Origin of the sequence: Marichromatium bheemlicum (genome assembly GCF_012276755.1) — a bacterium.
GTDB lineage: Bacteria > Pseudomonadota > Gammaproteobacteria > Chromatiales > Chromatiaceae > Marichromatium > Marichromatium bheemlicum.
This window is the reverse complement of the sequence record NZ_JAAXKX010000008.1, coordinates 42,836-56,737: the sequence shown is the minus strand read 5'-3', so window position 1 is coordinate 56,737 and position 13,902 is coordinate 42,836. Positions and strand designations below refer to the sequence as shown.

The 13,902-nt window shown below is 67.3% G+C and carries 11 protein-coding genes; 8 read left to right on the top strand and 3 right to left on the bottom strand.

What is annotated here, in order from left to right; genetic code table 11:
* Window positions 1-105: 105 nt before the first annotated feature.
* The gene (locus HF203_RS07580) at window positions 106-996 is read right to left on the bottom strand and encodes a carbon-nitrogen hydrolase (RefSeq protein WP_168668278.1); all 891 of its coding nucleotides are present in this window, start codon (window positions 994-996) and stop codon (window positions 106-108) included.
* Between the two features lie 1,051 nt (window positions 997-2,047).
* Between HF203_RS07580 and HF203_RS07575 the strand changes: the two genes are divergently transcribed.
* The 3 genes from HF203_RS07575 (at window position 2,048) to tilS (ending at window position 5,730) form a co-directional block, all read left to right on the top strand.
* A complete protein-coding gene (locus HF203_RS07575; protein ID WP_343043893.1) occupies window positions 2,048-2,797 on the top strand; it encodes a metal-dependent hydrolase in 750 nt (249 codons plus the stop codon).
* 619 nt (window positions 2,798-3,416) lie between these two features.
* Window positions 3,417-4,373 carry an acetyl-CoA carboxylase carboxyltransferase subunit alpha gene (locus tag HF203_RS07570; RefSeq protein WP_168668276.1) on the top strand — a complete coding sequence of 319 codons (957 nt, stop codon included), beginning with the start codon at window positions 3,417-3,419 and terminating at the stop codon, window positions 4,371-4,373.
* Window position 4,374: 1 nt separating this feature from the next.
* The gene (gene tilS, locus HF203_RS07565) at window positions 4,375-5,730 is read left to right on the top strand and encodes a tRNA lysidine(34) synthetase TilS (RefSeq protein ID WP_168668274.1); all 1,356 of its coding nucleotides are present in this window, start codon (window positions 4,375-4,377) and stop codon (window positions 5,728-5,730) included.
* Here tilS and trxA read toward each other — a convergent pair.
* Window positions 5,724-6,587: a thioredoxin gene (gene trxA / locus HF203_RS07560; protein ID WP_168668267.1), complete on the bottom strand. Its 864-nt coding sequence runs from the start codon at window positions 6,585-6,587 to the stop codon at window positions 5,724-5,726. The two genes, tilS and trxA, sit on opposite strands and share 7 nt — an antisense overlap.
* 188 nt (window positions 6,588-6,775) lie before the next feature.
* On the opposite strand from trxA, the gene trxC reads away from it, so the two are divergent.
* The 4 genes from trxC to greA all read left to right on the top strand — a co-directional run bounded on the left by trxC (window position 6,776) and on the right by greA (window position 12,555).
* The gene (trxC, locus tag HF203_RS07555; protein ID WP_168668265.1) at window positions 6,776-7,219 is read left to right on the top strand and encodes a thioredoxin TrxC; all 444 of its coding nucleotides are present in this window, start codon (window positions 6,776-6,778) and stop codon (window positions 7,217-7,219) included.
* Between the two features lie 188 nt (window positions 7,220-7,407).
* On the top strand, window positions 7,408-8,550 hold the full coding sequence (carA, locus tag HF203_RS07550; RefSeq protein ID WP_168668263.1) for a glutamine-hydrolyzing carbamoyl-phosphate synthase small subunit: 1,143 nt from the start codon (window positions 7,408-7,410) through the stop codon (window positions 8,548-8,550).
* Between the two features lie 194 nt (window positions 8,551-8,744).
* Window positions 8,745-11,954, top strand: coding sequence for a carbamoyl-phosphate synthase large subunit (gene carB / locus HF203_RS07545; protein ID WP_168668255.1), 3,210 nt, complete (start codon window positions 8,745-8,747; stop codon window positions 11,952-11,954).
* 124 nt (window positions 11,955-12,078) lie between these two features.
* A complete protein-coding gene (greA, locus tag HF203_RS07540; protein ID WP_168668248.1) occupies window positions 12,079-12,555 on the top strand; it encodes a transcription elongation factor GreA in 477 nt (158 codons plus the stop codon).
* A gap of 24 nt (window positions 12,556-12,579) precedes the next feature.
* Here greA and HF203_RS07535 read toward each other — a convergent pair whose 3' ends face one another.
* The gene (locus HF203_RS07535) at window positions 12,580-13,434 is read right to left on the bottom strand and encodes an SDR family oxidoreductase (protein WP_168668246.1); all 855 of its coding nucleotides are present in this window, start codon (window positions 13,432-13,434) and stop codon (window positions 12,580-12,582) included.
* 138 nt (window positions 13,435-13,572) lie between these two features.
* On the opposite strand from HF203_RS07535, the gene HF203_RS07530 reads away from it, so the two are divergent.
* A complete protein-coding gene (locus HF203_RS07530; RefSeq protein ID WP_168668245.1) occupies window positions 13,573-13,809 on the top strand; it encodes an FmdB family zinc ribbon protein in 237 nt (78 codons plus the stop codon).
* The last annotated feature ends 93 nt before the right edge of the window (window positions 13,810-13,902 follow it).

The window sequence follows — 13,902 nt, the reverse complement described above, 5'->3', positions numbered from 1 at the left end:
ATGACTGCGGGGCGGCGGCGCCGCCCGGGCGCATCCTGCTCACGGTCGCACGATGACCGCACTGCCCTCCCTGAGGGCGTGCGGTGTCGATCTCAACCGCCTTGTTCAGTCGCGGTAGCGCCGCCCGAGTTCGGTGTAGGCGTCGATCCGCCGGTCACGGAGGAAGGGCCAGATACGGCGTACGTCTTCGCTGCGGGCGCGGTCGAGGGTGACGATCAGGGTCTCGGCCGTCTCCGCCCCAGCGCGCGCGAGCAGCTCGCCCTGCGGGCCGCAGACGAAGGAGTTGCCCCAGAAGTGCGCGCCGGCGCCACCCGGCGCCGGATCGGGCTCGAAGCCGACGCGGTTGCAGGCGGCCACCGGGAGGCCGTTGGCTACCGCGTGACCACGCTGCACCGTCATCCAGGCGTCGAGCTGGCGTGTCTGCTCCTCGCGCTCGTCGCGCGGGTCCCAGCCGATGGCGGTGGGATAGAGCAGCAGCTCGGCCCCGGCGAGCGCCATCAGCCGCGCCGCCTCCGGGTACCACTGATCCCAGCACACCAGCACCCCGAGCCGGCCGACACTGGTGTCGATCGGGGTGAAGCCGAGGTCGCCGGGGGTGAAGTAGAACTTCTCGTAGTAGCCCGGGTCGTCGGGGATGTGCATCTTGCGATAGCGCCCGGCGAGCCGACCGTCGCTGTCGAGCACCACGGCGGTGTTGTGGTAGAGCCCGGGGGCGCGCCGCTCGAACAACGAGCCGACGATCACCACCCCGAGTTCGGCGGCGATTGCGCCGAGAACGTCGGTGCTGGGGCCGGGGATGGGTTCGGCGAGATCGAACAGCGCCGGGTCTTCCTGCTGACAGAAATAGGGCCCGTTGTGCAGCTCCTGGAGCAGCACCAGCTGTGCGCCCTCGGCGGCGGCCGCGCGACAGGCCGTGGTGCAGGCGTCGAGATTGGCCTCGAGGCCGCCCTGATCGGCCTGCTGGACGAGCGCGATGGTCAGTGGGGATGCGGTCATGGACGAAACCTCTGCGAATCGGCGGGGGACGAGGCGCCGGATTATCCGGCACGGCGGGGTTCGTCGCCAGCGATCAACGTCGGGCCAAATAGGGATTGAACCGCATAAGACGCGAAGGGCACAAAGGAGGTGAAAGCTCTCAAGATTGTAGCCCGTAGGTTGGGTTGTCGCGCAGCGCCAACCCAACATCTGCGGTCCGAGGCGTTGGGTTGCCCGCCGATCAATCGCCACCGCCCCAGCACAGGAGGCGCGTGTCGGCGGGCAGCCCAACCTACGGCCTTACTCTCTCATTCTTCGCGCTCTTCGCGGGCGTTGGGTTGCCCGCCGATCAACGGCCACCGCCCCAGCACAGGAGGCGCGTGTCGGCGGGCAGCCCAGCCTACGGCCTTACTCTCTCATTCTTCGCGCTCTTCGCGGGCGTTGGGTTGCCCGCCGATCAACGGCCACCGCCCCAGCACAGGAGGCGCGTGTCGGCGGGCAGCCCAACCTACGGTCTTACTCTTCTCATTCTTCGCGCTCTTCGCGGGCGTTGGGTTGCCCGCCGATCAACGGCCACCGCCCCAGCACAGGAGGCGCGTGTCGGCGGGCAGCCCAGCCTACGGCCTTACTCTTTCATTCTTCGCGCTCTTCGCGGGCGTTGGGTTGCCCGCCGATCAACCGTCACCGCCTTAGCACAGGGGCCGCGTGTCGGCGGGCAGCCCAACCTACGGCCTTACTCTCTCATTCTTCGCGCTCTTCGCGGGCGTTGGGTTGCCCGCCGATCAACCGTCACCGCCCCAGCGCTGGGGCCGCGTGTCGGCGGGCAGCCCAACCTACGGCCTTACTCTCTCATTCTTCGCGCTCTTCGCGGGCGTTGGGTTGCCCGCCGATCAACCGTCACCGCCCCAGCACAGGGGGCGCGTGTCGGCGGGCAGCCCAACCTACGGCCTTACTCTCTCATTCTTCGCGCTCTTCGCGGCTTTGCGGTTCATCTCCCTGGCGGCTGGCGGCTGGCGGCTGGCGCGGTTAGAGTGCCCCGGATCCGTGGGCGCCGCTGGCGTCGCTCTCCGCAGTGCTTCGTTTCCGCATGGCCAACTTCCATACCCATATCAATGTCGGCATCTTCGTCAGTGGTGCCAGTGTGCTCGGTCTGCATGCCGCGGGGCTGGTTGAGCAGGGTCAGACGCTAACGTTATTTGCGCTTGGGGTCGGTGCCAGTCTGCTGCCCGATGTCGACTCTGACACCTCGCGCCCGGTGCGTGCCTTCTTCACCGTGCTCGGGGCCGGCTTGGCCTTCGCCATGACCCTGCCGCTGGTGGGGCAGCTGTTGCTGTTCGAGCTGGCGCTGGTGTGGGGCGGGGTGTTTCTTTGTGTGCGCTACGGTTTCTTCGAGCTGTTCACCCGCTTTACCGTGCACCGCGGGATCTGGCATTCCTGGTTGGCGGCGGCGGTCTGGTCGCTGGCGACGGTCAACGCCGCCCACTGGCTGCTCGAGCACTCGGCACGGGCGGCTTGGGTCGCCGGGTTGATGGTGGCGATCGGTTATTTCACTCATCTCTTGCTCGACGAACTCTACAGCGTCGACCTGCTCAACAGCCGGATCAAGCGTTCCTTCGGTACCGCACTCAAGCCGCTGAGCCTGAACGACCCGTTGAGCAGCCTGTCACTGCTCGCACTGGCCGTCTGGCTGGCCTGGATCGCGCCCGATCCGGGGGACTGGCCTGCCTTCGATCGGGCCATTACTGGCGTTCGGGGGCTGTGGTTCGATCTCGGTGAGGTGTTTCGTGACTGGGGGGCGTCGCTGGTAGGCCTGTTCGGTTAGCTCCTTTGGGGATCGGGTTCGGGCCTTCGGCCCGTAGCCTGCGGTGCGGTTGGGGCCTGTCGTCGATCGCGCGATGCGCATTGCAAGGGTGCTCTGCATGGCCGTCGCGTTACCCCGGTCTGCCGGCTTGCGGGGTGGTGGTGGTAACCGAATGCCTGCTCTTTCCCTTCTCCGCGCCCTGATTCATGGGGATTGGCGGCAGGTTCGTGTGTTTTTCCGGTCGCCGCCCAGAGATGCCCGGATTTGGCGACAGTTGGGCGCTGTTTCTTGAATCTTTCGTGATCGTCTACGGCTGGGTCGGCTAAGTGCGCGAAACCGCGAGGGTGATGGTTGGATGTGCTAGCGCACGCGGGCGCGATGACCGCGCGCGCGCAGGCTTAGCGGCGCTGTACTCACTGCGATCGCTGCGCTAGATTGGCAGGTTACTGTGGCCGCGGGCGAGCGCCCGTGCCGGGGTCGAGGCAGGACTGAGGCGACGACGACGGGTGTCTCGCGATGCCGTGCCGGGGTGTCGTTGCGATGGCGCCCGGAGCTCGACCGCTGCCTGATGACGGGGCGCCGAATGCGGAGTCATCCGTGGGCGATCCACGCGTAACTCTCAAGACGATGTAGTGGGGCTATGGATCTCAATTTCCTCGATTTCGAACAACCCATCGCAGAGCTCGAGGCGAAGATCGAAGAACTTCGCCTGGTCGGCCACGACAACGAACTCAATATCCAGGAGGAGATCGAGCGTCTCCAGTCCAAGTGTGTGGCGCTCACCGAGTCGATCTTCTCCTCGCTCACCCCGTGGCAGATCTCGCAGCTCTCGCGTCATCCACAGCGTCCCTATCTGCTCGACTATGTGCGCCGGATCTTCGATGAGTTCCACGAGTTGCACGGTGATCGGGCCTTCGCCGATGACACCGCCATCATCGGGGGACTGGCGCGGCTCGACGGTCAGCCGGTGATGGTGATCGGCCATCAGAAGGGGCGCGACACCAAGGAGAAGCTGCATCGTAACTTCGGCATGCCGCGCCCCGAGGGTTACCGCAAGGCGTTGCGGCTGATGGAGATGGCCGAGCGTTTCGCGTTGCCGGTGCTGACCTTCATCGACACCCCCGGGGCCTATCCGGGGGTTGGTGCCGAGGAGCGAGGCCAGAGCGAGGCGATCGCGCGCAATCTGCGCGAGATGTCGCGGCTGCGTACCCCCATCCTCTGCACCGTGATCGGCGAGGGCGGTTCGGGCGGGGCGCTGGCGATCGGTGTCGGCGACTGGCTGGGGATGCTGCAGTTCAGTACCTACTCGGTGATCTCGCCTGAGGGCTGTGCCTCGATCCTGTGGAAGAGTGCCGACAAGGCCCAGCTCGCCGCCGAGGCGATGGCGATTACCTCCGACAAGCTGCTCGAGCAGGCGCTGATCGACGAGGTGATCAAGGAGCCCTCCGGTGGTGCCCACCGCGATCCCGATGCGACCGCCGCCGCACTCAAGTCGGTGCTGTTGCAGCGTCTCGAGGCACTGCGCGAGGTCGATCTCGACACCTTGGTGGCCAAGCGCCATGAGCGGCTGATGGGCTACGGCCGCTTCAAGGAGTGAGGTGGACGCCCTCGATCCCGAGCGCCTCGCCGCCGACCTGGCTGCGCTCGGTGGCCGGGGGCGCTGCTGGGTCGCCTACAGCGGTGGGCTCGACTCCAGCGCCTTGCTGCATGCGCTGACTCTGGCCCCGCTGACGCGCCCGCTCGGCGCCATTCACATCGATCACGGGCTGCAGCCTGCGGCGCGGGCCTGGCGTGTGCACTGTCGTGAGCACTGTCGCGCCCTCGGGGTGCGTTTCGTCGCCCGCGCCCTGGCGCTCTCGCCGCCCCCCGGCGAGAGCCTCGAGGCCCATGCCCGCGCAGCGCGCTATCGCGCCTTCGGCCGGGTGCTCGGGCGCGACGAGCTGCTACTGACCGCCCACCATCTCGATGATCAGGCCGAGACCCTGCTGCTGGCGTTGCTGCGAGGCAGTGGGGTGCACGGGCTGGCGGCGATGCCGGGGTGTGCGCCGCTCGGTCGTGGCCGCTTGGTACGACCGCTGTTGGGGGTGTCGCGGTCGCAGCTGCTCGATTACGCCCGGCGCCACCGGCTCGATTGGATCGACGACCCGAGCAACGAGGTGCTCTGTCACGATCGCAACCTGTTGCGCCACCAGGTGCTGCCGCTGTTGCGCACCCGCTGGCCGGCGGCCCCCACCACCATCGCGCGCAGCGCGGCACATTGTGCCGAGGCCGCAGCGCTGATCGACCGCCAGGCCGGGCACGATCTCGCTGCGGTCGCCGGTGCCGTGCCCGGCAGCCTCTCGGTGGCTGCTCTGGCGGGGTTGGAGTGCGCGGCGCGGCGGGCGGTGGTGCGGTTGTGGCTACGTCGTCAGGGCTTCTCGGTACCGGGTCGAGCACGGCTCGAGCGCATCGTCACCGAGTTGTTGGCGGCGCGCGCCGACGCCTCGCCCGTGGTCGCGTGGCGTGACTGCGAGGTGCGTCGTTATCGTGATGGGCTGTATGCCCTGACTCCGCTGCCGATGATGCCGGACGAGGTCTTGCGCTGGTCGCCTGGGGCGGCACTGATCCTGCCGCAGGGGTTGGGTGAATTGCAGGTGACCGGGGTCGAGGTGGCGCTGGAGGTGCGCTTCGGGGTCGGTGGCCAGTGTCGACCGCGGCCGGGTGGATCGCGGCGTTCGCTCAAGAAGGTCTTCCAGGAGGCAGGGGTGGCGCCCTGGCTGCGCCCGCTGGTGCCGCTGCTGTTCGTCGCCGGGACCGATCGACTGGTCGCGATCGCTGGGGTCTGCGGTTGTCACCAGCGCGACGCCGGGGCGTCGGGCCGGTTGCGTTGGTCGGGCCACCCCTGGGGCGCGCTCGGGGTGTTTCGCGAGATCTGCGAGGTTGGGCGCGCCACCGGGGGGCTGGGGGCTCAGTAGAGCGCGTTCATCATCTTGGCGCGATAACGTGCGACCAGGTCGCCATCGCCGCCGAGCAGGTCGAACACCGCGAGCATGCCCTTGCGTCCGGCATCCTCGCCGTAGCCGCGGTCGCGCTTCATCAGTTCGAGCAGCAGTTCCAGCGCGGTGGCGTAATCGCCCTGGGTCACCGCCCAGGCGGCGAGCTGGTAGCGGGCCGTGCTGTCGGTCGGGTCGGTCTCGAGCCGGGCGCGCAACGTCGCCGCGTCGGCGGCCTCGACGAGCGCGGTGGCAAAGCGTAGGCGCCCGCGCAGGGCATTGACCTCGGGGTCGTTGGCCAGCTCGATCGGCAGTCGATCGATCGCCGCCTCGGCCTCGATGACTTGGCCGCGTGCGGCCGTCAATTCGACCTCGAGCAGGGCGATGCGGGTGTTTCCCGGGTCCTCGGTGCGGGCCTGTTCGAGCTGCGCGGCGGCCTGCTCGAGTGCGCCCTCGGTGATGCTGGCTCGGGCCTGCTCGAGCAGCGCGTTGGAGGCGCGCGGGATGTGGCGGTCGAGGAACTCGCAGATCTGTCCCTCGGGCAGCGCTCCCATGAACTCGTCGACCGCTTGGCCGTCCTTGTAGAGGCGCACCGTGGGTAGGCTGCGGATGCCGAATTGTGCGGCCAGCGCCTGCTCCTCTTCGGTGTTGACCTTGGCGAGCAGGAAACGTCCGGCATAGCGCTCGGCCAGCCCGCCGAGCAGCGGCATCAGCATCCGGCAGGGGGCGCACCAATCGGCCCAGAAGTCGACCAGCACCGGGCGCTCGTAGGAGCCCTCGATGACGACCGACTGAAAGTTTTGGGCCGTGACGGTCACGACATGGGGTGAATCTGTCATGGGTGATGACTCCTGATGATATGGATAGTCGCAAGGCCGGTGACCATAGCCAGCGGCCGGTGACGATTCAAGACGCCGAGGGCGCGAGACCGGGGCGGTCGGCACGATCGGGCACATCGACGATGTGCTGGCGCCCGGCCCTGTCATGCCCGGAGGCCAGGTTGTGAACGAGTGAGAGAGCGAAAGACATGTCCGATTCGATCCATGTGGTCTGTCCCGCCTGTGACGCGGTCAACCGGCTGGCGCCGACGCGACTCGGCGCGGGCGGGCGTTGCGGGCGCTGCCACGCGCCGCTGTTCGCTGGCGAGCCGGTGGCACTCGACGAGGCGCGTTTCGCGCATCATCTGGCGCGCAGTGACCTGCCGCTGTTGGTCGATTTCTGGGCGCCCTGGTGTGGTCCCTGTCGGATGATGGCGCCGGCCTTCGCCGCTGCCGCGCGCACCCTCGAACCCGAGCTGCGCCTGATCAAGGTCGACACCGAGCAGGCGCAGGGGTTGGCCGCGCGCCTCGGTATCCGCAGCATCCCGACCCTGGCGCTGTTTCGTGGCGGGGTCGAGCATGCCCGTCAGGCCGGCGCCATGGATGCGGCGGGGATCGCCGCCTGGGCGCGTCGGCAACTGGGTCATGGCTGAGCTGAAGCAGATGATCGGGTTGGCATTTCGCCGCCCGTGCCGACCGGTGCGCGTGGACAGTACGCCGGCGGTTCTTTAGAATTCAGGCCGGTCAGGGCGCTGCCATTGACCTATCCTGTGTGTCCAACGCCGTCACCCGACGTCCCGTCGCGGTCGTTGCGCATCCTCGCCCGGATTCGGAGATACCCTTGAGAAAACCCGCAGTTCTGGTTCTGGAAGACGGTTCGGTCTTCCGCGGAACATCGATTGGCGCCGATGGCTCGAGCGTCGGTGAGGTGGTGTTCAACACCGCCATGACCGGCTATCAGGAGATCCTCACCGATCCCTCCTATCTGCGTCAGCTCGTGACCCTGACATACCCCCACATCGGCAACGTGGGCGCCAACCCGGAGGACGAGGAGTCCGCCGGCATCCAGGCCGCCGGCCTGATCGTGCGCCACCTGCCGCAACGCGCAAGCAACTTCCGCCAGCGCGAGCGCCTCGACGACTATCTGCGTCGTCAGGGCGTGGTCGGCATCGCTGATATCGACACCCGTCGCCTGACCCGCATCCTGCGTGAGAAGGGTGCGCAGAACGGTTGTCTGCAGGCCGGCGATGCCATCGACGAGGCCGCGGCCCTGGCCGCCGCCCGTGACTTCCCCGGGCTCAAGGGCATGGACCTCGCCCAGCAGGCCACCACCGCCGAGCCCTATGCCTGGACCCAGGGCGAGTGGGCGCTCGAGGGCGGACTGCCCGCGCCGCTCGACCCCGCCGACGAGGCGCTGCCGTTCAAGGTCGTCGCCTACGACTTCGGCGTCAAGCGCAACATCCTGCGCATGCTGGTCTCGCGCGGCTGCAGCGTCACCGTGGTCCCGGCCCGCACCCCCGCCGCCGAGGTGTTGGCGATGAACCCCGACGGGGTGTTCCTCTCCAACGGTCCCGGTGATCCCGAGCCCTGCGACTACGCCATCACCGCGATCCGCGAGCTGCTTGAGCACCAGGTGCCGCTGTTCGGCATCTGTCTTGGCCACCAGCTGCTCGCGCTCGCCTCCGGCGCCCGCACCCTGAAGATGAAGTTCGGCCACCACGGCGCCAACCACCCGGTCCAGGACCTCGCCACCGGCGCGGTGATGATCAGTAGCCAGAACCACGGCTTCGCCGTCGACGAGGCGAGTCTGCCCGAGACGCTGCAGCCGACGCACCGCTCGCTGTTCGACGGCTCGCTGCAGGGCATTCGTCACCGTGAGTGTCCCGCCTTCAGTTTCCAGGGCCATCCCGAGGCCAGTCCCGGGCCCTGTGACGTGGCGCCGCTGTTCGATCAGTTCATCGACGCGATGCGCGCGCGCCGCTAGACGAGCCGCGCTGCGCGCGCCCTCGTCGGGCGCACGCACGGGCTCGACGGATCCGCCGGTGGCGGAGTCCAGGGTCGACCGGGTGTTGCGGAGCGGTGCGGGTGCGGACCCCTCACGGTCCGTCGCTCACGGCATTCGTCTTCCAGCATTTGCGTTCACGTACATCCATTCTCGGATCTCAAGAAACTAACAGAATGCCAAAGCGTACTGACATCCACAGCATCCTGATCATTGGCTCTGGCCCCATCGTCATCGGCCAGGCCTGCGAGTTCGACTACTCCGGCGCCCAGGCCTGCAAGGCGCTGCGGGAGGAGGGGTATCGGGTCATTCTGGTGAACTCGAACCCGGCCACCATCATGACCGACCCCGAGATGGCCGACGCCACCTATATCGAGCCGGTCACCTGGCGCGCGCTGGCGGCGATCATCGAGCGTGAGCGCCCGGATGCGCTGTTGCCAACCATGGGTGGCCAGACCGCGCTCAACTGCGCCCTCGACTTGGTGCGCGAGGGCGTGTTCGAGGAGTACGGCGTCGAGCTGATCGGTGCCTCGCGCGAGGCCATCGACAAGGCCGAGGACCGCGACCTGTTCCGTCAGGCGATGCGCAAGATCGGCCTCGACATGCCGCGTTCGGCGATCGCCCACAGCCTCGAGGAGGCCAATCAGGTCCAGGCCTCGATCGGCTTCCCGGCGATCATCCGGCCCTCCTTCACCATGGGCGGTAGCGGTGGTGGCATCGCCTACAACCAGGAGGAGTTCGAGGAGATCTGTCGCCGCGGGCTCGACCTCTCGCCGACCCGCGAGCTGCTGATCGAGGAGTCGGTGCTCGGTTGGAAGGAGTACGAGATGGAGGTGGTCCGCGACCGCGCGGACAACTGCATCATCATCTGCTCGATCGAGAACCTCGACCCGATGGGCGTGCACACCGGCGACTCGATCACCGTCGCCCCGGCGCAGACGCTCACCGACAAGGAATACCAGATCATGCGCGACGCCTCGCTGGCGGTGCTGCGCGAGATCGGTGTCGATACCGGTGGCTCCAACGTCCAGTTCGCGATCAACCCCGAGGACGGGCGGATGATCATCATCGAGATGAATCCGCGTGTCTCGCGTTCCTCGGCGCTGGCCTCCAAGGCCACCGGCTTCCCGATCGCCAAGGTCGCGGCCAAGCTCGCCGTCGGCTACACCCTCGACGAGCTGCGCAACGACATCACCGGCGGCGCCACCCCGGCCTCGTTCGAGCCGACCATCGACTACGTGGTCACCAAGATCCCGCGCTTCGCCTTCGAGAAGTTCGCCCAGGCCGATGCCCGCCTGACCACCCAGATGAAGTCGGTCGGCGAGGTGATGGCGATCGGTCGTACCTTCCAGGAGTCGCTGCAGAAGGCGCTGCGCGGGCTCGAGATCGATAAGTACGGGCTCGAGGAGATCGTCGACCCCGCCGACCCCGAGGCCATGGCCAAGCTGCGCCAGGAGCTGCGCCAGGCCGGTGTCGACCGGCTGTTCTATGTCGCCGACGCCTTCCGTATGGGGTTGTCGCTCGAGGACATCCACGCGCTGAGTAAGATCGAACCCTGGTTCCTCGCCGAGATCGAGGACCTGATCGCCAGCGAGCGCGCACTGGTTGCCGCCGGGCTCGACGGACTCGATGCCGAGCGGTTGCGTCAGCTCAAGCGTCAGGGCTTCTCCGATCGTCGCATCGCACGGCTGCTCGAGACCACCGAGGACGCCATCCGCGCCCGGCGTCACGCCCTCGGCGTGCGCCCGGTGTTCAAGCGCGTCGACACCTGCGCGGCCGAGTTCGCCGCCACCACCGCTTATCTCTACTCCACCTATGAGGAGGAGTGCGAGTCCGAGCCGAGCGATCGCAACAAGATCATGGTCCTCGGTGGCGGCCCCAACCGCATCGGTCAGGGCATCGAGTTCGACTACTGCTGCGTCCACGCCGCTTTCGCCATGCGCGAGGACGGCTACGAGACCATCATGGTCAACTGCAACCCGGAGACGGTCTCGACCGACTACGACACCTCCGACCGTCTCTACTTCGAGCCGCTCACCCTTGAGGATGTGCTCGAAGTGGTCGAGTGCGAGCGCCCGCGCGGGGTGATCGTGCAGTACGGCGGCCAGACCCCGCTCAAGCTCGCCCGCGCCCTCGAGGCCGCCGGGGTGCCGATCATCGGCACCACCCCGGACAGCATCGACCTGGCCGAGGATCGCGAGCGCTTCCAGCACATGATCCAGGACCTCAACCTGCTGCAGCCGCCGAATGCGACCGCGCGCAGCGAGGCCGAGGCGGTGGCGCTGGCCGCCGACATCGGCTACCCGCTGGTGGTGCGCCCCTCCTACGTGCTCGGCGGTCGGGCGATGGAGATCGTCTACGAGGAGGCCGACCTCGAGCGCTACATGCGCGAGGCGGTGCGTGTCTCCAACGAGTCGCCGGTGCTGCTCGATCGCTTCCTCGATGACGCCATCGAGGTCGACGTCGACGCCATCAGCGATGGTCAGGACGTGCTCATCGGCGGCATCATGGAGCACATCGAGCAGGCCGGCGTGCACTCCGGTGACTCGGCCTGTTCGCTGCCCCCCTATACGCTGCCGGCCTCGATCCAGGACCGGATGCGCGAGCAGATGGCGAAGATGGCGCGCGCGCTCAACGTCGTCGGTCTGATGAACGCCCAGTTCGCGGTCAAGGGTGAGGAGATCTATATCCTCGAGGTCAACCCGCGCGCCTCGCGTACCGTGCCCTTCGTCTCCAAGTCGATCGGCATCCCGCTGGCCAAGGTCGCCGCGCGCTGCATGGCCGGACGCTCGTTGGCCGAGCAGGGCTATGAGCGCGAACAGCGTCCCAAGCACTACTTCGTCAAGGAGGCGGTCTTCCCCTTCGTCAAGTTCCCCGGCGTCGATACCGTGTTGGGGCCGGAGATGAAGTCCACCGGCGAGGTGATGGGGGTCGGTGAGTCCTTCGGTGAGGCCTATGCCAAGGCCCAGGAAGGTGCGGGTTCGTTGCTGCCGAGTCGTGGCGGCAAGGCGCTGCTGAGTGTGCGTGACGCCGACAAGCCGCGCTTGATCCGGGTCGCGCGCGAGCTCATCGAGTTCGGCTTCAGCCTCTATGCCACTCACGGCACCGCCGCGGCAGTGCGCGAGGCCGGCATCGAGTGCGTTGGCGTCAACAAGGTTGCCGAGGGGCGTCCGCACCTGGTCGACATGATCAAGAACAACGAGGTCAGCCTGATCGTCAACACCACCGAGGGTGCCAAGGCGATCGCCGACTCCGCCGAGATCCGCCGCGCCGCGCTCCAGCACAAGGTGTGTTACACCACTACCATCGCCGGTGCCGAGGCGACCTGTCTGGCGCTCAAGCAACTGGACATCCGCACCGTCAATCGGTTACAAGATCTCCATTGATCAAGGCCAAACGGGCGTGCCAGGCGGCACGCCCGCGGTCTCTTTTTGTCTTCTTTGGGTCCGCAATGGACCTGACCGACCGCGTGCGGATCCGCCGCGGTCCATCCATATGAGGGAATCACCCATGACCCAGGTACCTCTGACCGCGAGAGGCGCTGAGAAATTGCGTGAAGAGTTGGACCGGCTCAAGCGGGTCGAGCGTCCGCGCGTGATCGAGGCGATCGCCGAGGCGCGCGAGCACGGCGATCTCAAGGAGAACGCCGAGTACCACGCCGCGCGTGAGCAGCAGGGCTTCATCGAGGGTCGCATCAAGGACATCGAGTCGAAGCTCTCCAACGCGCAGATCATCGATGTCACGACGTTGCCGAAGACGGGGCGGGTCGTGTTCGGTGCGACCGTGCACGTGCTCGAGATCGACAAGGATCAGGAACTCAAGTACCAGATCGTCGGTGAGGATGAGGCCGATCTCAAGCTCGGCATGATCTCGGTCTCCTCGCCGATCGCGCGCTGCCTGATCGGCAAGAGCGAGGGCGATGTCGCCTCGCTTGAGGCCCCGGGAGGGGTGCGCGAGTTCGAGATCCTCGAGGTCGAGTACATCTGACCCCGGTGCGTGTCGGCGCTGCGTTTAGCCGGCGCCGCCGCGCGAGACCCGTGTGAGCACCCAGTCGAGGGTCCGGGTCGGCAACAGCCGTCTCAGGCCGCCGAGCACATGGGTCGGTAAGGTGACATAATATCTGGGCCGTGGCCGCGGGCTCTCGATGGCGTGGACCAGTGCGCGCAACACCGCCTCGGGCGGTAGGGTGAAGGGCTGGGCCTTGCCGGGCTTGGTCAGTCGTTGCTCGGCGCGGACATAGGCGTCGCGATGGACGCTGTGTTCGACGTCGATGTTGTCGCGAAAGGCGCGATGGGCATTGTCGCGAAAGCGGCTGGTGATCGGGCCGGGTTCGATCAGCGAGACCGCGATGCCGCTGCCGCGCAGTTCCAGACGCAGGGTGTCGGTCAGGCCCTCGAGCGCATACTTGCTGGCGACGTAAGCGCCGCGGAAAGGCAGTGGGATGAGTCCGAGGATGGAGCTGTTCTGGACGATGCGTCCATAGCCCTGGCGTCGCATCACCGGGATCACCCGACAGGTCAACTCGTGCCAGCCGAGCAGGTTGGTCTCGAGCTGGGCGCGCAATGCCGCACGGCTGAGATCCTCGACCGCGCCGGGTTGGCCGTAGGCGCCGTTGTTGAACAGCGCATCGAGCCGGCCGCCGCTGAGCGCGAGGGCCTGTTCGAGCCCTGCGGCGATGCTCGCCGAGTCGTCGAGGTCGATCCGTACCGCGTCCAGACCGCTGGCGGCCAGACGCTCGACATCGTGCTCGGCGCGAGCCGCGGCGATCACCCGCCAGCCGCGCTGTGCCAGCCCGGTGGCGCAGTGGGCGCCGATACCGCTGGAGCAGCCGGTGATGAGGATCGAGCGCGGGGTGGGCGAGGGCATGGTGTCCTAAGGCATCAGCTGGTTTTCAAGGGGCTGCCATTAAGGCCAATCCGAGACCGATGCGCAACCCCTGATGGTATCGGCGCACGGCCGCTGGGTCGCGATCGCCGTTGTTTATCCGATGACGAGGTATGATCAATGCCGATCTATGAATATCGCTGCGAGGCGTGCGGACACGAGATGGAGGCGTTGCAGAAGATCAGTGACGCACCGCTGACCGACTGTCCCGCCTGCGGTAAGTCCGAGCTCAAGAAGCAGATCTCGGCGGCCGGTTTCCGACTCAAGGGCGGTGGCTGGTACGAGACCGACTTCAAGCAAGGCAAGAAGAAGAACCTGCACGAGAGTTCGAGCGGCGGTTCCGACAAGGCCGCCTGAGCGCGGCCGTCGGGGCTCCGTGCTTGCGCGCGCGCCTGCCGATTCAGTATCTTCTCGGCCCCGCGCGGGGGGATGATACCGAGGGGCGCTCAC

Bases quoted from the DNA above. Each gene is read 5' to 3' on its own strand.
- HF203_RS07580 (WP_168668278.1), bottom strand. From the start codon at position 996: ATGACCGCATCCCCACTGACCATCGCGCTCGTCCAGCAGGCCGATCAG.
- HF203_RS07570 (WP_168668276.1), top strand. From the start codon at position 3,417: ATGGATCTCAATTTCCTCGATTTCGAACAACCCATCGCAGAGCTCGAG.
- trxA (WP_168668267.1), bottom strand. From the start codon at position 6,587: ATGACAGATTCACCCCATGTCGTGACCGTCACGGCCCAAAACTTTCAG.
- trxC (WP_168668265.1), top strand. From the start codon at position 6,776: ATGTCCGATTCGATCCATGTGGTCTGTCCCGCCTGTGACGCGGTCAAC.
- carB (WP_168668255.1), top strand. From the start codon at position 8,745: ATGCCAAAGCGTACTGACATCCACAGCATCCTGATCATTGGCTCTGGC.
- greA (WP_168668248.1), top strand. From the start codon at position 12,079: ATGACCCAGGTACCTCTGACCGCGAGAGGCGCTGAGAAATTGCGTGAA.
- HF203_RS07535 (WP_168668246.1), bottom strand. From the start codon at position 13,434: ATGCCCTCGCCCACCCCGCGCTCGATCCTCATCACCGGCTGCTCCAGC.
- HF203_RS07530 (WP_168668245.1), top strand. From the start codon at position 13,573: ATGCCGATCTATGAATATCGCTGCGAGGCGTGCGGACACGAGATGGAG.